13 protein-coding genes are annotated in these 22,408 nt (G+C 32.1%); all 13 read right to left on the reverse strand.

What is annotated here, in order from left to right; all coding sequences use genetic code 11:
* Positions 1–127: 127 nt before the first annotated feature.
* Complete coding sequence (locus E0I61_RS06130) at positions 128–4,402, reverse strand: chemotaxis protein CheB (protein WP_132070110.1); 4,275 nt, start codon at positions 4,400–4,402, stop codon at positions 128–130.
* Between the two features lie 217 nt (positions 4,403–4,619).
* Positions 4,620–5,057: a response regulator gene (locus E0I61_RS06135; RefSeq protein ID WP_132070112.1), complete on the reverse strand. Its 438-nt coding sequence runs from the start codon at positions 5,055–5,057 to the stop codon at positions 4,620–4,622.
* Positions 5,057–7,513, reverse strand: coding sequence for a response regulator (locus E0I61_RS06140; protein WP_132070114.1), 2,457 nt, complete (start codon positions 7,511–7,513; stop codon positions 5,057–5,059). The genes E0I61_RS06135 and E0I61_RS06140 overlap by 1 nt, the downstream gene beginning before the upstream one ends.
* 118 nt (positions 7,514–7,631) lie before the next feature.
* Positions 7,632–11,534 carry a response regulator gene (locus E0I61_RS06145; protein ID WP_132070116.1) on the reverse strand — a complete coding sequence of 1,301 codons (3,903 nt, stop codon included), beginning with the start codon at positions 11,532–11,534 and terminating at the stop codon, positions 7,632–7,634.
* A 27-nt stretch (positions 11,535–11,561) separates the two neighbouring features.
* Complete coding sequence (locus tag E0I61_RS06150) at positions 11,562–12,134, reverse strand: chemotaxis protein CheB (protein ID WP_132070118.1); 573 nt, start codon at positions 12,132–12,134, stop codon at positions 11,562–11,564.
* A gap of 2 nt (positions 12,135–12,136) precedes the next feature.
* Positions 12,137–12,961 (reverse strand): CheR family methyltransferase, encoded by an 825-nt coding sequence (locus E0I61_RS06155; protein ID WP_131994078.1) that lies wholly within the window; start codon positions 12,959–12,961, stop codon positions 12,137–12,139.
* 105 nt (positions 12,962–13,066) lie between these two features.
* Positions 13,067–13,504: a response regulator gene (locus tag E0I61_RS06160; RefSeq protein ID WP_132070120.1), complete on the reverse strand. Its 438-nt coding sequence runs from the start codon at positions 13,502–13,504 to the stop codon at positions 13,067–13,069.
* A gap of 161 nt (positions 13,505–13,665) precedes the next feature.
* Entirely contained in the window at positions 13,666–14,229 is a 564-nt protein-coding gene (locus E0I61_RS06165; RefSeq protein WP_131994326.1) for a helix-turn-helix domain-containing protein, read from the reverse strand.
* A gap of 428 nt (positions 14,230–14,657) precedes the next feature.
* Positions 14,658–15,134, reverse strand: coding sequence for a hypothetical protein (locus tag E0I61_RS06170; protein ID WP_132070122.1), 477 nt, complete (start codon positions 15,132–15,134; stop codon positions 14,658–14,660).
* Positions 15,135–15,136: 2 nt separating this feature from the next.
* Positions 15,137–15,814 carry a peptidoglycan DD-metalloendopeptidase family protein gene (locus E0I61_RS06175; RefSeq protein ID WP_132070124.1) on the reverse strand — a complete coding sequence of 226 codons (678 nt, stop codon included), beginning with the start codon at positions 15,812–15,814 and terminating at the stop codon, positions 15,137–15,139.
* 291 nt (positions 15,815–16,105) lie between these two features.
* A complete protein-coding gene (locus tag E0I61_RS06180; protein ID WP_132070126.1) occupies positions 16,106–18,514 on the reverse strand; it encodes an alpha-ketoacid dehydrogenase subunit alpha/beta in 2,409 nt (802 codons plus the stop codon).
* Between the two features lie 185 nt (positions 18,515–18,699).
* On the reverse strand, positions 18,700–21,486 hold the full coding sequence (locus tag E0I61_RS06185) for a gluzincin family metallopeptidase (protein WP_235832073.1): 2,787 nt from the start codon (positions 21,484–21,486) through the stop codon (positions 18,700–18,702).
* 153 nt (positions 21,487–21,639) lie between these two features.
* Positions 21,640–22,368 carry an LOG family protein gene (locus tag E0I61_RS06190; RefSeq protein WP_131994063.1) on the reverse strand — a complete coding sequence of 243 codons (729 nt, stop codon included), beginning with the start codon at positions 22,366–22,368 and terminating at the stop codon, positions 21,640–21,642.
* Positions 22,369–22,408: the final 40 nt, after the last annotated feature.

Below are 22,408 nucleotides of genomic sequence, written 5' to 3' on the forward strand. Positions count from 1 at the left end.
AATTGCCAATAAAAGTTATATCATTCACACACTTAAAATAAGGGAATCTAATATTTAGGGATTAATATTGCATTAAAAATTATTGAGAACCGTTGAATTGCCTTTTGAGGTTCAGTGAAATTAGATTTTATTTTGTTAGCTCAACAATTTTGGAGAATAGTAATTTTTCATCGATGGGTTTAGCTATATAATCATTCATTCCAACAGCTTTACATTTTTCTAAATCAACGGTTGTAACATCAGCTGTCAAAGCAATAATTGGAATTTTTAAATTCATAGTGTTACGAATGTAATCTGTAGTTTCAAATCCATTCATTATTGGCATTTGCAAATCCATTAAAATAATATCATATGATTTTACCAGAAGCTTTTCAATAGCAATTTTTCCATTGTCAGCAACATCACGTTCAAATCCGAAATCATCCAATATTGTTTTCATCAATAGTTGATTGAGTGGCATATCTTCTACAACCAATATTTTTATATTTTTTACTTCTGTATCTAATCCTTTTATGGTAGTTTCTAATTCAGTATCTATTTTTGTTTTTTGAAAAGGCAGAGTAAAACTAAATGTAGAGCCTTCATTAATTTTGCTTTTTACACGAATACTACCTCCTTGGGATGTTACCAGTTGCTTAACAATAGCGAGTCCTAAACCAGTTCCTCCGTATAGACTTGAACTTCCGTTAGTAGCTTGTTGAAAGTTTTCAAATATTAAATCGATATTGTCCTTTGGAATACCAATTCCACTATCTGTAATTGCAAATTCAATAATTACTTTTTCTTCATCTTCAAACAATAAACTGGTGCTAACGATAATTTTACCTTGAGAAGTAAATTTCACGGCATTGCTTACTAAATTTAAAATAATTTGGTGCAATCTAATAGAATCTCCTAAAAGTACAGCAGGTATTTTAGGGTCATAATTTGTAACTAATTTTAAATTTTTCTCTTGAATTTTTGTTTCAAATAATTGAAGCATTGAAGTTATAGAAACTTCCATTTCGAATGGTTTTTGTTCAAAAGTCATTTTACCTGCATCGACTTTTGCTAAATCGAGTATATCATTAATCAATGCTATTAATGTATCACCACTCATTTTTATGGCATTTAAATATTCTTTTTGTTTATCAGTTAAATCGGTTTTTAAGATCACTCTGGTAAATCCAATGATGGCATTCATTGGAGTTCTGATTTCGTGACTCATATTCGACAAAAATTGTTGTTTTGCTTTCATCGCATCTTCTGCAATTCGTGTTGCATCTTCGGCTTTACTTTTAGCTTCTTCAGCAATTAAAGTGGCCAATTCGGCAAATACTTTTGATTCTATTAATTCAGACTCAATTCTTTTTTGATCCGTAACGTCTATTAATGTATTTATACAGCCGGATAATTTCCCTTCTTCATCAAAAATTGTCCTTGGATTTGGCAGTACAAAACGTTTTTCACCATTAGGGCGCTCAATAATAATTTCTTGCTCCAGAACAGCGCGTTCCTCTTTTAAGGCTATTGCCATAGGACATTTATCCAAAGGAAGTGAAGAGCCATCAGTATTTGAAATTTTAAAGGAACCACACCACATATCCTTACCAATCTCAGGTTTGCGACCCCAGAGTTCTACGGCCTCTTTATTGTATAATTGTATGTATCCATTTTTATCACAGGTATAAACCGCAACAGGTAAACTTTGAATCAGGTTACGGTAGTATTTTTTACTATCCTGAATCCTTTTCAATATTTTTTTCTCGGCCTCAAGCTGTTCAACTAAAGCAATATTCTCTTTCGCCTGAAGTTCGATTGCCAATTTTCTTATATCGGTAACATCAGCAATAGCAAGTAGAATTAATTGTTCGCTATTAACTTTTTGAATAATAAGATGTGCATTAAGCAGCATGATTTTCTCTCCTATTTCAGAGAAAGTGTGAGTAACCTCAAAATTTTCGAAACTACTATTTTTGAAAATTATTTCATTTAGAACCTCACGGAGTTTTGAAATATTCCATTGTTTGTTTCCTAAATCAAATAATAATTTTCCTTCGGTTTCTTCTTTATTAACCAAGAATTTTTTATAAAAAGACTTGTTGGCTGAAATCACATGGAAATTCTTATTCAGAATAAGCATTGGTTCATGAATGGTAGCAATAATTGCTTCAGAATATTCATGTGATTCTATTAATAAATCATGGCGCATTTGCAATTCCTGGTTAGTAGAAATAAGCTCTTCATTAGTGGCTTCAATTTCTTCTTTTGAGGTCTCCAGTTCTTCATTCAGGGTCTGAAATTCTTCATTTGACGAAACTATTTCTTCATTTGCAGCCTGCAATTCCTCATAAATATTTTCTTGTGATTCAATGATAGTAATCATTTCTGTGCGAGTAGTATTTAACTCCTCGGTCAGTTTTTTTATTTTTATGTCTTTTAGTGTTGCATTATTTTTTCCGTCTGAATCCGATTCAATAAATTTTTCTATTTGTTCTTGAGGTTTAAAAATAATAAGCAGCAAGGGTTCGTCCCACTCAATTTTAAGTGGGCAAACTTCAAAAGACATCAACCTTAAAACGGAGTCTATTTTTATTTCAATGCCTGATTTGTATACGGATTGTTTTGTTTCTATTACTCTATTAATTGTATTTCGAAGCTCAAAAGCAAATTCTGGCCGCGCCATTTTTAAAATATTGAGACTGGCTTTCCCCGAAGCATGCTCAAGGTAGGAGGAAATGGGGCCTCTAAACTGCAAGATTTCCATGTCTTTATTAACTACTGCACAAGCCGGCATATAATTAGTAAGTAGCGTTGAATCAATAGCGTTTTCTAAACTTTCTTGATTTACACTTATATTTTTAGAGGTAGTATTTGTTTTTTTGTTTGACATATTTGTACGTGTAAAACGGGGTGTTAATTCAAATGTCTTTCTGACTCCCAAATTATTTTTTCGAGAATAGATTTTAAATTTATTATTTATTAGAGTAAAAAGTAATGATGATGTTCCTATGCTTTCGGCTTTACCAAGCATTAAAGATCCTCCTTCATTCAATGCAAAATGAAGGGATGCAAAGACTTTTTTTTGTGCAGCTGAATCAAAATAAATAAGAAGATTACAGCAACTAACAAAATCCATTCGTGAAAAAGGTGGATCGCGTAAAATATTGTGAGGTGCAAATATGCACATTTCACGAAGTTCTTTTATAATGCGATAATTATCACCTTCTTTAGTGAAAAAACGGGACAAATATTTTTTTGGAATAGAATCAATATCACTTTGCGAATATTCTCCTACACGAGCATACCTTATTGCTTGTTCGCTTAAATCAGTTGCAAAAATTTGTACTGGTGTCTTATTCTTTTTATTCTCTTGTAATTCGGAAATAATCATTGCAATAGAATAGGCTTCTTGTCCTGTAGAGCATGCTGGGACCCATATTCTTAATGTTTCTTCGGAAGATTTACTGTTCAAAAGTTTTGGAAAAAGACTCGTTTTTAAAAACTTGAAGGTTTCTGTTTCTCTAAAAAAACTGGTTACATTAATTAGTAAATCCGTATAAAGAATTTCAATTTCATTATTTTTTTTAAATAAAAGTTTTGCATACTCTTCTATTGTTTTTATTCCATATTGCTGCATTTTATGATTTACTCGTCTCTTAATGGTAGGCATTTTATAATGACTAAAATCCACTCCGGTTTGTTTAAGTAAAAGTTCAAAAATTGCGTTTAAATCATAGTTGTTATTTTCAACGACAATTTCTTCTTTTTTATCTTTTTGTTTAGTATCATTTAAAAGAAAATCATTTTGACTAATGCGAACTAATTTGTGCGCAATTTCTTCAGGAGATAAAATATAGTCTACCACTCCTGATGAAATAGCAGATTTAGGCATGCTGCTGGCTTGAGCCGTATCATCTTGTGCAAAGGTTATTCCTCCAGCATCTTTAATCGCTTTGAGCCCAATCATACCGTCACTGGCATATCCCGAAAGCACTATACCGATAACATTTTTTTTGTGTGTTTCAGCAAGTGAGGAAAAAAGAAAGTCTATGGTGAGGTTAGGAACATTTTTTTTAATGCGGGGATGTAATTGAATGTGCCCGTTAATTACCTCAATTACTTTATTTGGAGGAATTATATATAGATTATTGGGCTCCATTTTTTCCATATTATCAATTTCCTGCACTTTCATTTTAGTAATCTTAGAAAGAATTGAAGTCAGTAAACTTTTATGGTTTGGACTTAGGTGTTGGACATAAATATATGCCATACCTGTGTCTGGAGGTAAATTTTTTAATAAAAGGCTAAAAGCTTCCAGCCCTCCTGCTGAGGCACCTATTGCTACAACTGTAAAAGATTTTTTTTCTACTTTTTTTTCTGGTGACAATTTTTTAGGAGAGGACTTTTGGGCTAATTCCATTTTTAGATTTGTATTTTTAATTCATAGTTTTAATGACGGACTATGAAATTTTGTCTAACAGTTATACTTTATCAATTTTGAAAACTTCGATTTGAAAATAAAATCAAATTTGAACACACTGTGTTCCCGAATATTTAATATAAAGATAAGGTAATACTTTTAGAGATTTGATAAATTATGGCTGTTACAATATAAAAACAAGGAATAGCAATAAAATTTACATTCTATCCATATACCAACTTAATTCTTTTTCTATTTTTTGATATTTAAAAATGGTAGTAATTATTTTTTGCAAGCGTACAAAAGCAGTTTCACTTTTCACTACATAATCAAATGCTTTATGGTGCATACAGTTTATAGCTACTTCAATTTTATCTTGTGAAGACAGCATTACAACTGGAATTTCTGGATTGAAAGCTTTAATTTTATCTAATGTTTCAATTCCGTTCATAGCATTTTCTACGATACCATCAAGTTGATAATCTAAAATTACTACATCAGGATTATTTGAAATATTGTCTATACAGAGTTCTCCTGTAGAATAAGTTTCAACGGTAAAATCAGCATTCTCCAAAAATTCAATTTCTAAAGATTTTAAAAATAACGCATCATCATCTACAAGGAAAATTTTGATTTTATTTTCGTTTTTTGTCATTATGTATTTTTAATTAAGTTAAGTTCTTCTTCTAATTCACTGCAGGCTTGCAAACAAATTTCCTCAAGTTGCTGTACTAAGTCTTCTATTCCTTCTGATTTTTCTTGTGTAAGAGCAAATTCCTGAATTTTTTTTGCAATATTTTCAAAATTAGTGCTGATACCCATTATTGAAAAAGATGGAATCATTTTATGTGCAGCAGCTCCTAATAACGGCCAATTTTCATCTTCTAAACTTTGTTTTATAGTATTAATTAAAGAAGGTGTTTGGGATAAATAAAGCGATATCATTTCCATCATTAATGTTGGATTTGATTTTGTTCTTTGATTTAAATAAACCAAGTCAATACATTTTATTTTTTTCATAGAACTATTAGTATCTTCTAAATTTTCATTAATCTTAGCAGTAAGTTTTGCGAGTTTAGGTTTCTTTAATATTCCAACAATTTTACTGTATAAAAGCTTTTCGTCAACAGGTTTTGCAATATAATCATTCATTCCTACCGCTTTGCATTTAGCCAAATCAACAGTTGTGACATCAGCAGTCAAAGCAATAATTGGGATTTTTGATTTCATAGTATTGCGAATGTATTCTGTAGCTTCAAATCCATTCATTTCGGGCATTTGCAAGTCCATGAGAATAATGTCATAGTAATTTTCTTTTAGTTTTTCGACAGCTATCTTACCATTTTCGGCAATATCTCTGGCAAAACCAAAATCATCCAGTAATGTTTTCATTAACAATTGATTAAGAGGAATGTCCTCTACAACCAATACTTTAATATTTTTTATTTCAGTATCCAATTCCATCATCTCATTTTCTAATTCTGCATCAGAATTTGTTTTTTGAAAACTTAATGTAAAACTAAACGTGGAACCTTCTTCAACGATACTTTTTACTCGAATACTTCCACCTTGAGGTTCTACTAATTGTTTTACTATAGCCAGGCCTAATCCTGTTCCGCCATACAATCTTGAAGTACCGCTAGAAGCTTGTTGGAAATTTTCAAATATTTTTCCTATTTTTTCTTCGGGGATACCAATTCCGGTATCAGTTACGGCAAATTCAATAATTAATTTGTCTTCTTCCTCGTGTAATAAACGAACACTTACCGTAATTTTTCCTTCTGTCGTAAATTTTACTGCATTACTGACCAGATTTAAAATAATTTGATGCAAACGAACGGGATCACCTATAAGAACATCAGGAATATTGTCGTCATATTCCTTAACCAATCTTAAATTTTTTTCTAAAATTTTTGTTTCAAATAAATGAAGCATCGCTGATATGGAAGATTTCATTTTAAAAGGTGTTTTTTCAAATGTCATCTTACCGGCATCTACTTTTGCCAAATCGAGTATGTCGTTTATGAGTACGATTAAAGCGTCACCACTCATTTTAATTGCGTTTAAATATTCTTTTTGTTTGGCTGTCAAATCTGTTTTTAAGACCACTTTTGTAAATCCGATAATGGCATTCATCGGTGTACGAATTTCATGGCTCATATTCGACAAAAATTGTTGCTTTGCTTTTACTGCATTTTCCGCTAAAATAGTTGCATTTTCCGCTTTTATTTTTGCCTCTTCTGCAATTTCGGTGGTTAATTCCGCAAAAATTTTAGCTTCAATTAATTCTGTTTCAATTCTTTTTTGATTGGTCACATCTCTGGCAACAATAACTGCTCCCAGCACATTCCGTTTATCATCTTTATATACTGAGCCATTGAATAATACATGAATCAATTTGCCATTTTTATGGCGAAGGATTAATGGAGAATCTGCAACAAATCCTTTTTCAAACACTTTTTGATATACTTCACGAGCCTTTTGTGGTTCAGTGAAATAATCAAAAAAATCGGTTCCTATTAATTTCGGACGTCCTATACCCGTTACTTTTACCGATGCATTATTCATATCGGTTATTTTTCCTTCTGGGCTAATTGCAAATAAAGGGTCATGACTTGCTTCTATAAGACTAAGAGAATATTCAGAAAGTAATTTTTGGGCTGTAAGATCGGTATTAAGTTTTTTCAGTTGTTCTGCCTGAACTAATAATTCCTGATTTTTCTTATGCAAATCCACAAAAACCGCCACTTTTGCTTTTAATATTTCAGGCGAAATCGGTTTAATCATATAATCAACAGCACCAGCCTGATATCCTTTGAAAATTTGTTGAGAATTATGCATGCTGGCCGTTAAAAAAATAATAGGAACATGTTTAAGTTTTTCGATTTGGCGAATTAATTCTACGGTTTCAAAACCATCCATCATCGGCATTTGTACATCGATTAATATGATGGCAAAATCTTGTTGGTGCAGCAGAATTTTTAAGGCTTCATTACCTGAATTTGCTTTAACACATAAATAATTTTCATTAGAAAGTATTATTTCTAAGGCAAACAAATTTTCGGGCAGATCATCGACCAATAAAATTTTAACGGGGCAATTTATTTTCATTTTTAATTGTAAAATAAAAGTTTGAATGTTGAGTATTCATTAACGAATAGTAAAATACCAACAAAAAAATGTAACTTAAATGACATCGGTGATATACCGCCTTTGTCTTATTGTTTTATTATTTACTTAACCATACGCGCATCAATGATAACAGGCGTTCTACATCAATAGGTTTAGTGATGTAATCGTTCGCACCAGCATCAATACATTTTTGTTTATCGTCTTTCATCGCTTTTGCGGTAAGGGCAATTATAGGTAAGTTTCTGAATTTTATCTGAGATCGTATTCGTTTCATTGCTTCGTAGCCGTCCATTTCCGGCATCATAATATCCATTAATACCAGATCAATGTCAGTATGCACCTCCAGCATATTTAATGCATTCTTCCCGTTTTCTGATTTTATGACTTCCATTCCACGTTCTTGTAATATTTTGGATAATGCAAAAACATTTCGCATGTCATCATCAACCAATAATATTTTTTTTGAATGAAATATAGCTTCTTTATCATGCAAATTATTAATAATCATTTGTTTTGATTTCGGTAAATTGCTGATGGTTCGGTGAAGGAAAAGAGCAGTTTCATCCAGCAATCGTTCTTCGGATTTTATCCCTTTTATAATAATGCTTTCCGCATATTTGTGAAGCAGATTATTTTCTTCTTTTGTAAGCTCTTTTCCGGTATAAACAATAATAGGGGGTAAGTTATGACCTTTTATTTCCTCCAGTTTATGGATAAGTTCAAAGCCAGTCATGTCAGGCAATCCAATGTCCAGAATAATACAATCGATATGATTCTGTTCAAACAATTCCAAAGCTTCTTTTCCTGTTGCTGCTTCATAACATTTTACATCACCATTACCAATGAGTACTTTCATTGCTTTTCTGGAATTTTCACTGTCTTCAATAATCAACAGGTTTTTTATTTTTCTATTTACAAAATTTTCAATTCTGTTAAAAGCTTCTTCCAGACCATCTTTAGATATCGGTTTCATTAGATATTCTACTGCACCTTCTCTGATTGGTTCCAGCGAACGGTCATTTGCAGAAATAATATGCACCGGTATATGCCTTATGGAAGGATTTACTTTTAATTCATGTAATACTTGTTTCCCATTGATTCCTGGCAAACCCATATCGAGAATGATTGCTTGAGGTTTGTATTTTGAAGCAAGCAATAGACCATCTTCTCCAGAAGAAGCCGACAAACATTTGAATCCTTTTTTGTTGGCTTGTTTTAAAAGTATGGCAGCAAAATTTTGATCATCTTCAATAATGAGAACTATTTTATCATCTGTGTTTATTGTATCTCTATCATCTTTTATGGTTGGATAATTTAGATAGTTGATCTTATTTTCGGAGCGTGGTGCATACGAAATAGGTTTCAAAGGAATTTCATTGACTGACTCTTGTCTAGGGTGTATTTCCAATGGAATAATGAGTGAAAAAGTGGATCCTTTGTCTAAATTACTTTTTACTTTTATTTCTCCTTCGAGTAATTTTGCAAGTTCCCGTGAAATAGAAAGTCCTAATCCTGTACCGCCATATTTTCTGGAAGTACCGCCTTCAGCCTGCTGAAAAGCTTCAAATATGGCTGTCTGTTTGTCTTCTGATATTCCAATTCCTGTATCAGCAACAGAAATGTTCAAAGTAGTGTCAGTATTTGGGTCCATACTTATAATTACACTTCCTTTTTCGGTGAATTTTATAGCATTAGATAAAAGATTTTTTAATATCTGATTCAAACGTTGTGAATCGGTGTGGATAAATTCGGGTAAACCTGCGGCCAATTTGCAAAGTATCTTCAATCCTTTTTGTTCCGCCTGATGTTTAAAATCGCGAAGGAGATTATCTGTAAAGTTTTTCAGTGATACTTTTTCAATATTTACCGCCATTTTTCCTGCTTCAATCTTGGAGAGATCCAATACTTCGTTAATTAACACAAGAAGGTCATGACCACTTTTATAAATTATTTCAGCACTTTCAACCTGAACATCATCCAGGTTTTTCTTTCTGTTTTCTGACAAATCTTTGGATAGAATAAGCAAACTATTAAGCGGTGTTCTCAACTCATGCGACATATTTGCAAGGAATTCAGATTTATACTTGCTGCTAATTTCAAGTTGTTTTGTTTTTTGTTCAATGTTATTTTTTGAAGCTTCAACTTCTTTGTTTTTTTCTTCTAATGACTGAGTCTGTTCTTCTAATTCTTCATTGGTCATTTGAAGTTCTTCCTGCTGCTGTTTAAGATTTTGCGCTTGTTGTTCTAATTCTTCATTCAACTGTCTAAGCTCTTCCTGCTGTATTTGAAGTTCTTCAGCTTGACTTGAAAGCTCTTTGTTAGCAAAACTTAACTCTACAGCTCTTTTTTCTTTTTCGTCATTTTGATAGGCAAGTTCTTTATTGGCAATTCCTAACTCTGCTGCTCTTTTTTCTTTTTCATCATTTTGATAGGCAAGTTCTTTATTGGCAATTCCTAACTCTACAGCTCTTTTTTCTTTTTCGTCATTCTGATAGGCAAGTTCTTTATTGGCAATTCCTAACTCTGCTGCTCTTTTTTCTTTTTCATCATTTTGATAGGCAAGTTCTTTATTGGCAATTCCTAACTCTGCTGCTCTTTTTTCTTTTTCATTATTTTGATAGGCAAGTTCTTTATTGGCAATTCCTAACTCTGCTGCTCTTTTTTCTTTCTCGTCATTTTGAAAGGCTAGTTCTTTATTGGCAATTCCTAACTCTGCAGCCCTTTTTTCTTTTTCTTCATTTTGATAGGCAAGTTCTTTGTTGGCAATTCCTAACTCTGCTGCCCTTTTTTCTTTCTCGTCATTTTGATAGGCAAGTTCTTTGTTGGCAATGGCTAACTCTGCAGCTCTTTTTTCTTTTTCTGCAGCTTGTTGAACAGTATTAACGCTGATAGCAATGCTGTTCATAGAAACATTGATAAATTCTTTTTCTGTTTCGTTGAAATCAGTAAGCTTGCCTATTTCTATTACGCCTATCGTTTTACCTTCAAGTAAAAAAGGAGTTATGAGCAAATTTTTTGGTTTTGCATCCAGAACGGATGAAGTGATGCGTATTTGATCTTCAGCTATATCTGTTAAAGAAATCTGTTTCTGTTCCCATGCAGCTTGACCAATTAATCCCTCATTTAAATTAAAATTTTCTTTCGTGTCTTTAGCAGATGAAAAGGCAAATTTACCGCTGAGTATCAGTTTGTTTTCTTTATCATTTAATAGGTAAACAGCCCCTATATTGGCATTCAGATACGTACATAAAAAACTTATGGTACTATTTGCCAACTGTGCTATACTTTGGTCTCCTATTAATTTTTCATTAAGTTCTGAGTTGCCTGTAAGTAACCAGTTTTTATTAGCATTTTCTGATTCGGAGCTTTTAAGGGCTTTTAAATTCCCAGCAACTATAGTGTATACAACGATAAGAATCAGAACAATGACTAACAATAAAATAGCAAAAACAATATTGAACTTGCTGGCATCATCTTCACTTTCTTGTATCCTTTGAGTAAGTAATGTACTTTCTAATTCCTGGGCATTATTAATTATTTCTCTTATTTCATCTTGTATTTTTTTTCCTTCGCCTGAAGCAACAAATGCTCTAGCTTTTTCAAAATCGTTTTTGCGTATGGCTATGGATTTGTTTAAATTATCAAAACGCATTTTGAGTTCTTTCGCAAGTTCCTCAATGTTCTTTTGCTGATTGGGATTGTCTTTTGTTAATTCCTTTATTTTAGCAAGCTGATCTGTTGATTTTATTTTAGCAGATGAAAATGGTTCCAGAAAACTATCATCACCCGTAATGACATATCCGCGTACGCCAGTTTCAGCATCAACGGAAGACATCAGTATTTGCTCGAATTCATATAATACCTGATTGGAATGATTCACCAAAGTATTTGAAGCGACAAATTTTTCACTGTTTTTAAAAGAGAAAATGGCAACTACTAAAAGTACCGTAGCGCAAGTAATAAATCCTAATACTATTTTTTTTCCAAGTGTTATTTTCATTCTATCTATTTGTAAATTTTATCAGAATTATTCTTTTTGTTGATCTATTTGTATTAGTAACTCGACTATATCCTCCAATGATAAAATATAATCGGGTACAATAGCAGCAATTGCTGACTTTGGCATATAAGCAGATTCTGCTGTTTTTGGATCCTGAATAATTGCCAGACCCCCACATTCTTTTATCCGTTTAATGCCTTTTGTCCCGTCATGATTAGAGCCAGTAAGTACAATTCCAATTAATTTATTTTTATAGGCTTCGGCCGCCGATTCAAATAACACATCAATTGAGGGTCTTGCAAAATTTACACGCTCGTCTATGGTAAAGGAAAAGGTTTTATTCTTTTCGATCAGCAAATGATAATTGGGTGGAGCGAAGTACACTTTTCCCTTTTCAATTTTTTCTTTTTCATCTGCTTCTTTTATATCAAGAGGACTTTTTTCATTTAAAAGTTTTATCCATTGGCTATCGGAATGCGCCCCTACATGCTGGACTATGATAATTGGTATATTGAAATCTACCGGCAAGGCTGAGAATATAATTTTCAAAGCATTCATGCCGCCAGAAGAGACCCCTATTACTATTGCTTCATAATACATTTTTAATATTTCTTTTTAAATATTCGTTGCTTTGTGTCCAACTCAATATATTCCTCATACAAATCGGTAAACTGTAAACTTTCTTTGGAACCCAAACATAAAACGCCTCCATTGATGAGGCTATTGTAAAAAAGAGTCTGGACTTTGTTTTGTAAATTTTTATCAAAATAAATCAGCACATTTCTGCATAATATCAAGTGTACTTCAGCAAATACACTATCGGTTACCAAATTATGATTGGCCCAAACAATATTTTTTTTCAATGATTGATTCATAATGACGTTATCATAACTGGAAGTATAATAACTGGAAAAAGATTCTTTTCCTCCCGACAATTGATAATTTGAAGTGTATTCTTTTATCATTTTGTTCGAAAAAATCCCATCTTTTGCACGGTTCAAAGCCATCTGGTTAAAATCAGTAGCATAAATGGTAGTTCTGTCATACAAGCCTTCTTCTTGCAAAAGGATAGCCATAGAATAGGCTTCTTCTCCTGTTGCACAGCCTGCATGCCATATTTTTATAAAGGGATATGTTTTTAAAATAGGGATAACCTTTTCTCGCAATGACCTATAAAAGGCAGGATCACGAAACATTTCGGTTACTGTTATTGATAAATCCTGTAAAAGTTCAGAAGCAAATGGTTCATCATTCAGAACCTTAGATTGCATTTGAGAAACATCTTCGAATCCCGATACCGCCATTCTATTCATAACCCTACGCCTGATATGGGCTTGGGAATACTCTCTGAAATCATAACCATATTTCCGATAGATAGCTTCCAATAGCAATGAAATTTCCAAATCTGATGTGTCTTTATAATGCATTTTTTTTAAAACAATTTTAGTTTTAATTCTGACCAAATCTGGAGTGATTAATATAAATCTATTAATTAAATTTAAACAAAATTAAAATGTGATTAGGAATAAAATTTACATTCTATCCATATACCAACTTAATTCTTTTTCTATTTTTTGATATTTAAAAATGGTAGTGATTATTTTTTGCAAGCGTACAAAAGCAGTTTCACTTTTCACTACATAATCAAATGCTTTATGGTGCATACAGTTTATAGCTACTTCAATTTTATCTTGTGAAGACAGCATTACAACTGGGATTTCAGGATTAAAGGTTTTAATTCTATCTAATGTTTCAATTCCGTTCATAGCATTTTCTACAATACCATCAAGTTGATAATCTAAAATTACTACATCAGGATTATTTGATATATTGTCTATGCAGAGTTCTCCAGTGGAATAAGTTTCAATGGTAAAATCAGCATTCTCCAAAAAATCAATTTCTAAAGATTTTAAAAATAACGCATCATCATCTACCAGGAAAATTTTTATTTTATTTTCGTTTTTTGTCATTATGTATTTTTCATTAAGTTAAGTTCTTCTTCTAATTCACTACAGACTTGCAAACAAATTTCCTCAAGTTGTATTACCTTCAGTACTAATAGTGACAAAAGGATCTAAACTGGCTTCAATCAAACTTCTGGTATATTGCGTGCTTGCTTGTTCTTTCCATTTTAATGATTTGTATCATTCGAATTGCCAATTTCTTCAATCGGATTGCGCCTTTTATCTTTTAATTGCTTAAAATGGGAAGGAGAGAGACCGGTAACTTTTTTGAATTGACTGGATAAATGCGCAACGCTGCTATAGTTCATTTTCCAGGCTATTTCAGTGATATTTAATTCCCCATAAATAATCAATTCCTTTATGCGTTCCGTTTTATGGGAAATTATAAATTGTTCAATTGTAGTTCCTTGCACTTCCGAAAATAAGTTGGATAGATACGTGTAATCGTGATTTAATTGTTGACTCAGATAATCAGAAAAATTAATTTTAATATTTTCAGTTGAATGATGAACCATCTGAATAATTACATTTTTTATTTTTTCGATTAGCATGGATTTCTTATCATCCATTAATTCAAGTCCAGAATCTAAGAGTACCGTTTTTAATCGTTGTCTCTGATCCATAGAAATGGTTTCCATAATTTCAACTTCGCCTAAATCAACAACAATGAAGTGTAGTCCAAGTTTTTTCAATTCCTCTTTTACCGCCATTTTACAGCGATTACTGACCATGTATTTTATGTATAGTTTCAAATTATTTTTTTTAACAGATTATGTAAAAATCGAATAAATTTTATCAAAAGGACTTATATAACTAATTTTTTTATTTGTATAATTCACACATTATTAATTTAATAATATAGCGTTCGAAGAAAAAATGGTAATTGAAAAAGGGCTGGTTTTATAACAGATTTATCTAGTTGCTATTTTTATGTATATAAATTTAAAAATAAACAGCGAGAAAGAGGGGTGATTTGAGTTTTAATAAAAATCGCAGTATTGTTGAACTGTAATAATTTTGAAATACGGGCAATAAATTACTACATACAAAACATTATAAAAATGAGTTGTTTGGATACAACATTTTACAAAAATTATTCCGTGAATAGTTTTCTTTTGAATTACTTTTTATTTTATGAATTCAGTTCTATTACTTGAAATTATTTCATTGAGAAAGGAGTGACCCAATCTAATGATTTAATGGAGGAAACTTTATTTTCTTCATTCATTGAAACACGAAGTTCTTTATTGGCTACTTTTTTTGAATACAGTGCTTTATAGCGAAAAATAGTTGTTCCTTCAAAATTGTTTTTATAGATTTCAACTAATTGAAGATCTATAAAAGTCCCATAATATTGGCGGAATCTAGTGCAGGTTTTTGTCAATCTTTCCTCTGTAGTGTTTTGAATTACTGATGCTGTCGCTTCACTCTGGTTGAAAGGCTTGAATTTTGAGGTATTACACGTCATTAAAACTCTCTTCCCTAATTCATACGCTTTATTCTTTTGACTTTCGTTAACTTCGGATAAACCAAGTTTTTCAATTTTAGCTTTTTCTGGTTCAGTGGTTGTCAAAACCTTTTTTGATTTACATCCAATGAGCAGAAGAATACTAAAGGCAATAATTATTTTTTTCATGTTTATATAATTTTTAATAAGATATTAGGATCAGGACAATTTTCTAAATAATAATCCAAATCGCTTTTGGTACAAACTCCTGGGTAATCTCCAAAATTATCTCCGATGTTTTTTATAATCTGAAAATGTAAATGAGGTGAATAATCCCCATTCACGGAAGCATTTCCTAAAGTCGCTATTTGTTGCCCTTTTTTAACAATGTCGCCAATTTCAATAGCACCGATACTTTCTAACGAAAGATGCCCGTATAAAGTATAAAATCGCTGATTTTCTATTTTATGTTCTAAGATAATAGTTGGGCCATAATCACCTAGACCAGTATTATAATTAAAACTATGTATAAATCCGTCAAGTGCCGCTAATACTGAAGTTTCAGCTTTAATCCATAAATCTAAACCAATATGGATATTTCGTTCTTCTGTTTTAGAATCGTTAAAAATTTCACTTCGTTTATACAAATCTCTAACTTCGTTATAACCTCCAAAAGCTACTTTTACATTGTTTTCGTCTAAATAGCTTTCAATGTATTTTTCAAAATCGCTTGCATTATCAATATTGTGTTTTCTAAAAGCTTCATTTGTAATGGATAAATCCAAAGGGATATATTCGTTGTAATCAATTGATTCGCCTATCACTTTTACGTTTTGGATGTCTTTTAAGATAGTTTCCAGTACTGTCATATTTTTGTAAATTTTTATAAATTCTAAATTTAAAATAAAATAGGCAAACTTTGAAAGTTTAGAGTAGCATTATAACTTTTAATTGTGAAAACTAGTTTTTTTTGATTACCCAAATTAGAAACAAAGTAAGGATGCCTTTTAGATATATTGTATGATTATATTTTTATAGCATCTATTCTAAAAAGGTTGTCACGAATTACAAATATTTGTGCTAAAATATAATTTTGTGTCGTAACAAAAAAGCCAGACAAAAAATGAATTTTGTCTGGCTTTTTAATAATTTAAGATGTTTTAATACAAACTTGGATATTTCGAAGGATTAACCTCATGCATCATTCCGTATACTTTTTCAAAAATATCTTCTGCGGAAGGTTTTGAGAAATAGTCTCCGTCAGTTCCATAAGCAGGTCTGTGTGCTTTTGCAGTCAAGGTTTGCGGTTTACTGTCTAAATAGTTATAGGCGTCTTGTTGCTCAATAATTTGTTGTAAAATATAAGCAGAAGCCCCACCCGGAACATCTTCGTCAATTACTAAAAGACGATTTGTTTTGGCAATACTTTTTACAACATCTTGATTCACATCAAATGGAAGTAACGATTGCAAATCGATAATCTCGCAATCAATACCTACTTCCAGAAGCTCATTTGCTGCTTGTTGCACTAATCGCAATGTTGAGCCATAGGAAACTAGTGTAATGTCATTTCCTTCTTTCAACGTTTCCACAACCCCAATTGGAGTTTTAAATTCGCCATAGTTCAAAGGCATTTTTTCTTTTAATCGGTAACCATTCAAGCATTCGATGACTAAAGCGGGTTCGTCACATTCTAACAAACTGTTATAAAATCCGGCTGCTTGCGTCATGTTTCTTGGAACCAACACATGAATTCCTCGGATGGCGTTTATGATCATTCCCATAGGAGAACCGGAATGCCAGATTCCTTCTAAACGATGACCACGAGTACGTATAATTAAAGGGGCTTTTTGTTTTCCAACGGTTCGGTATCGCAACGTAGCCAAGTCATCACTCATGATTTGAATGGCATATAATAAGTAATCCAAATATTGAATTTCGGCAATAGGGCGTAAGCCTCTTAATGCCATTCCTATACCTTGGCCTAATATGGTTGCTTCACGAATTCCAACATCGGCAACACGCAACTCTCCATATTTTTCCTGCATTCCTTCTAAACCTTGATTCACATCTCCGATGGCTCCGGCATCTTCACCAAAAATCAATGTTTCAGGATATTTTGTAAAAATAGCATCAAAGTTATCACGTAAAATCATGCGACCGTCCGTATCTTCTTTAGCATCTTCAGGATATACCGGTAAAACTTTTTCTACAGAAAATACATTTAAATCTGTTTCTGAAAATAAGTTGCTGCTAAAATTCTTTTGAGTTTTAGTCGTATATGATGTGATCCAATGCGACAATTCTTCTTTACTGTTTTCGTTCAGTATTAAACGCAATACTTTTCGGGCAGTAACCAGAATTTCTTTTTTCAAAGGTGATTTAATACTATTTAAATCAGATGTGAATTGTAAAATCAGGTCTTTGTTTTTACTGGTTTCGGCAATTTTTTGTAATAAAGTGACAAGTTCTTTTTGCTCTTCAACGATAGGTTCAATAAATGCATTCCAAGCCGCTTTTTTGCCTTCTAAAACATCTTTTTTGGCTTGAACATCAATAGCATCAATATCTTCTGGCGAAGCAATATTAATGGCAATCATCCATAATTTCATTTGACGGATACAATCAAAATCTTTCTCCCATGCCAAACGATTTGCGTCTTTATATCTTTCATGGGAACCTGAACTGGAATGTCCTTGTGGTTGTGTCAATTCATTTACGTGAATCAGGACAGGAATGTGATTTTCACGAGCAATATCAGCTGCTTTTTCATACGTAGCAATCAAGTCAGCATAATCCCAACCTTTTACTTTTAGTATTTCAAAACCATTAGTGTTTTTTTCTTTTTGGTATCCTTTTAAAATCTCAGAAATATTTTCTTTAGTAGTTTGGTGTTTTGCATGGACAGAAATTCCATACTCATCATCCCAAACACTCATAACCATAGGTACTTGTAATACACCTGCAGCATTTATGGTTTCAAAAAATAAACCTTCAGATGTACTTGCATTTCCTATAGTTCCCCATGCAATTTCATTTCCTTCATTAGAAAAATTAGCTGCATTTGGTATTACGGAAACTTGTCTGTATATTTTTGAAGCTTGAGCAAGTCCTAATAATCGAGGCATTTGCCCGGCTGTAGGAGAAATATCAGCACTTGAATTTTTTTGTTTTGTTAAATCTTTCCAAGAACCATCTTCATTTAAACTATGCGTGGCAAAATGACCACCCATTTGTCTTCCTGCCGACATGGGATCTTGTTCAATATCGGTGTGACCATATAATCCGGCAAAGAATTGTTGGATAGTTAATTCACCAATAGCCATCATAAAAGTCTGATCGCGATAATATCCTGAACGGAAGTCACCATTTTTGAAGGCTTTTGCCATTGCTAGCTGTGGCACTTCTTTTCCATCACCAAAAATGCCAAATTTAGCTTTTCCAGTCAATACCTCTTTACGTCCTAAAAGACTGCATTCTCTGCTGATTATAGCTAATTTATAGTCTTTCAACACCTCGATTTTGAAATCTTCAAATGTCAATGTAGTATTGGTTTTTTCTTTTATCATAATTGAAAAGTATAACTTTGTGTGGCAAATTTACTTAAAAACTAGCTATTTTCATAGTTCATTGAAAAAATAAAATTAAATTATTTCGATTTATTCTAATAAAAAGAACTTTATTTTTTTACTATGTGTAATTTTGTTTGTATTTTAATGAGAATAGTTTAATAAATGATGATAATTGTTTTGGATTAGAACCATTTTCGATTAAAAAGATTGATTAATGTTTTAGGGGAAAAAGTAACCATAAATCGTACTTTCTCATTATAATTATTTTGTGCTATTTCCCATCCATTGTTAGAATATATAGGAAAATACAACTCAAAGTAGTCTGTGACGAGATTGAGGCGAATACCGCTGTCGTATAAAAACTTTGCATTTTGGTTTTTATTTTTAATAAAACCAATATCTCCATAAATTTCTATCCAGTTCCATACGCTCACACTTGCATTTAAGCTGGTAATCCATCTATTGGCGTATGGCGTATCCATTTTTGATTTAAAGCCACCTTCTGCCATTATGAATTGTTGACTGTAAAAACCAGTGCTTTCTGATCGTCCAAAGTAATTATAATCAAACAAATAATCGGTAGGTCTGTCGGATGCGAAACTAAAAAAATCAGTTTCAGTTTTATTGTATAAAAAACTTCCCGCATAGAATCGTAAATTAATTTGGCGATTGTTTTCAAAAAGCTTTCTATATTCTATTTCGCCGGTAACTTTTCCAAATTTTCCCGAGATTTGAATATCGGAACTAAAATTGAAATGATTCGTTACTTCCGTTTTTGTATTCACATAGCGTGCATCAAAAATGGAATAATTGGATGGAGAGTTGTCCATTGCAAAAGCGCTTTTTTCTCTGTTTACAATAACTTGTCGCAAGAGAATCAGTTGTTTTCTGTTGTCTCTGAAATTAGGCTCCCGAATTCGCAATTGAACCATAGGATTTAGTCTAAAGTAAGAAGCATCTTGCGCATAATGAAAGTAAGAGCCGCTAATAGAATATTTTACATTGTAAAGCGTGCTGTTTCGATAATTTTGATTGACTGCAAATGAAGCTGCCCCGGATAAATTATTGGATTTAGTAGAGTAGGACGGATTGATGTCAAATGTGAAAGGCTTCTCTAAAATAGTTTTATTATGCAATCGTAATCCTGGAGTTATTCCGTCGTATAAATTATAATATATAGAAGGAACGTATAAAACTTGATTGTAATACGGATCCTCTAAATCTTTCAAAAGCACAAACTTAACCGGACGGTTATTCGGAAAAAAACCATCCAGTTTTTTCCAGTTATTTCTTAAATTATATTCAGGGACTTCATTTTTTAAATTTAAAACAATTTTATCAGCACCCTTTCTTTGAATTGTAAAAGTGCTGTCGCGTTCTTGAATATCCAGCCATTGTTTAAAAACAACTGCGCCTTTTTTTGTGCCATAAACAGGAATAGGAATAGGAGCTCCTGTTTTGTTTTTAACTGAAAAAGTGATACTGTCTTTGGTTTTTGTTACGCTCGAAAATTTATAATCAATAATAGCTCTGGAATTAATAATGGTATTAAAAAACCAGTTAATGTCTTTATCTGTATTTGATTTTAGTATGGTTTCAAAATCAGTTCTGGAAACTTGTTTTATCTGATTTTGATTGTAAAATTGTCTTATACTGGTTGTAACTGCATTATTTTGTAAATAATCATCCAAAAACCGAATACTTAATCCCGCACGATATTTACTGGCTATTTGTTCATTAAATTTTATTAAAGTGTTTTTAGGATCTCCAAGCGGTTGGTCCAGATTTTTTCGAGCCATCAGCATATAGAAATAACTATACTGTTCGTTAAACCCAATATTAGCAATATTAAAACTATTCAATAGTCGGATATTAGACAAACTCCCCATCATTTTAGTGTTGGGGTGATTTTCATCCATATATTTCATCATGGCATAGACCTGCAAACCATCATAGATCCAGTTGTCTTTTCTGGGGTCTAATTGTAAACTTGTTTTTAGGTATTCATTCAGATAGGTTTTCAGAAATTTAATTTCAAAAAGAAATTCATCTGGAAACGGACTTATAAAAGAAGGAAGTTGATTCAATCCATAAAAAGGATTTCTCTCGTAATCCGTTTGAGAAACAATAATTTTTTCATGAGGATATTTTCCAATTAAATCGTTTGTAAAATTCACAACTCGATCTATTACAATCGCTTTTTGAATAGTATTCAATTTATTGTTTTTCAAATCTGTGACTACTTCAACAGCACTATTTTTATAACTTTCAAAATGGGTTTTTGGTTCTATTATCACGCTAAAATTAGTTCTGTTATTCCCAGATAATTTATAGCTTAAATAAGTTTCATTAGCGGTTGATTTAATGCTTTTTAAATCAGAAATGGCTTCGAAGTTTTTAGGTGTTTTTAAATCAATTTCAAAGCTGGAATAGGCATTGGCGATATCATCTAAATTAGTATTGCTGTACCGTAAGAAATCATGGTTTTCATAACGGGCTGGCGTAAGAAACCAGTTTTTAAGATGTATAGTTCCGTTATTATTGTACCCATATTTTGTAAATTTATCGCTGGGTATTTTAGTGACATAAGTAAGGTGTAAAACGATTTTCTGATTCGGAAGTAAATTCTCAGTTAATTTAACTTCAATTAAATCTGGATTTTTATCTGTTCTTTCCCAGAACAAAACTGATTTATTTACAGCTAAAATGGTTACATTTTTCGTACTTCCACGTTCTTCTTCTTTGGCTAAATGGAAACCTCTAAAAAACTCATCAGAAAAGCGTTTGGCTAAAGGGGTGTTTTTATTTGAAAAAGCATTGTTCCAATCATTCAATACAATCGAGGTTAAGGTATCATCTGACTGATTGAAAAAAATAATTTGTTGTTGAATTTTTAAAGTTTTATTCTCCGCATTTAACTCTGCCTTTATATCAGAACGATGTTGTGCATATTGTTTTATTGAAAGCAATAAAACAAGAGTGTAAAGCGTAATTTTAAAGAATGAGTTCAAGTTCTGATCTTAATTTTATTAAAAAAATAAATATACTTTTTTTTTAGATTAAAACACTATAAAAACTGCCTAATTAACATAAAAAAAGCTGTCAATTAGACAGCTTTTTTGTTAAAAATTTGGAGTTAAATCGTATTTTTTATAGAATTTATCCAACACATCAACCACTTCATCTTCGGTGTCAACTATTTTAAATAAATTCAAATCTTCAGGGCTTACCGTATGTTCTTTTTCTATTAAAACCGTTTTTATCCATTCGATTAATCCGGCCCAAAAGCTGGTACCCACCAATATTATCGGGAATCGTGCAATTTTTTTAGTTTGAATCAACGTCATTGCTTCAAACAATTCATCCATCGTTCCAAAACCACCCGGCATCACCACAAAACCTTGGGAATATTTGACAAACATTACTTTTCGAACAAAGAAATAATCAAAATTCAGGTTTTTATCGCTGTCAATATACGGGTTGAAATGTTGCTCAAAAGGCAATTCAATATTCAATCCCACTGAAGTTCCTCCGCCAAGATGTGCGCCTTTATTTCCCGCTTCCATAATTCCTGGACCACCGCCTGTAATCACGCCATAACCGGCTTTACTGATTTTATAGGCAATTTTTTCTGCCAATAAATAATAAGCATCTTCGGGTTTTGTTCTTGCCGATCCAAAGATGGTAACACACGGACCTATGCGTCCCATGCTTTCATAACCGTTTACAAACTCGGCCATAATTTTAAAAATTGCCCAACTATCATTGGTTCTAATCTCGTTCCAAGTCTTTCTCTTCAGTCGGTCTTGGATTACTTTATCCTCGTCATTGTCAAAATCTTCTAATCTCATATTATTTTATTTTTTATTTTAACCCTGTTTGGGTTCAAAA

The sequence above is a fragment of the Flavobacterium ranwuense genome (assembly GCF_004349315.1).
Taxonomy (GTDB): Bacteria; Bacteroidota; Bacteroidia; order Flavobacteriales; family Flavobacteriaceae; genus Flavobacterium; species Flavobacterium ranwuense.

Coding starts and splice junctions, on each gene's coding strand:
- E0I61_RS06160 (WP_132070120.1), bottom strand. CDS start 13,504: ATGACAAAAAACGAAAATAAAATAAAAATTTTCCTGGTAGATGATGAT.
- E0I61_RS06150 (WP_132070118.1), bottom strand. CDS start 12,134: ATGTATTATGAAGCAATAGTAATAGGGGTCTCTTCTGGCGGCATGAAT.
- E0I61_RS06140 (WP_132070114.1), bottom strand. CDS start 7,513: ATGAAAATAAATTGCCCCGTTAAAATTTTATTGGTCGATGATCTGCCC.
- E0I61_RS06170 (WP_132070122.1), bottom strand. CDS start 15,134: ATGAAAAAAATAATTATTGCCTTTAGTATTCTTCTGCTCATTGGATGT.
- E0I61_RS06130 (WP_132070110.1), bottom strand. CDS start 4,402: ATGGAATTAGCCCAAAAGTCCTCTCCTAAAAAATTGTCACCAGAAAAA.
- E0I61_RS06145 (WP_132070116.1), bottom strand. CDS start 11,534: ATGAAAATAACACTTGGAAAAAAAATAGTATTAGGATTTATTACTTGC.
- E0I61_RS06135 (WP_132070112.1), bottom strand. CDS start 5,057: ATGACAAAAAACGAAAATAAAATCAAAATTTTCCTTGTAGATGATGAT.
- E0I61_RS06180 (WP_132070126.1), bottom strand. CDS start 18,514: ATGATAAAAGAAAAAACCAATACTACATTGACATTTGAAGATTTCAAA.
- E0I61_RS06165 (WP_131994326.1), bottom strand. CDS start 14,229: ATGGTCAGTAATCGCTGTAAAATGGCGGTAAAAGAGGAATTGAAAAAA.
- E0I61_RS06190 (WP_131994063.1), bottom strand. CDS start 22,368: ATGAGATTAGAAGATTTTGACAATGACGAGGATAAAGTAATCCAAGAC.
- E0I61_RS06155 (WP_131994078.1), bottom strand. CDS start 12,961: ATGCATTATAAAGACACATCAGATTTGGAAATTTCATTGCTATTGGAA.
- E0I61_RS06175 (WP_132070124.1), bottom strand. CDS start 15,814: ATGACAGTACTGGAAACTATCTTAAAAGACATCCAAAACGTAAAAGTG.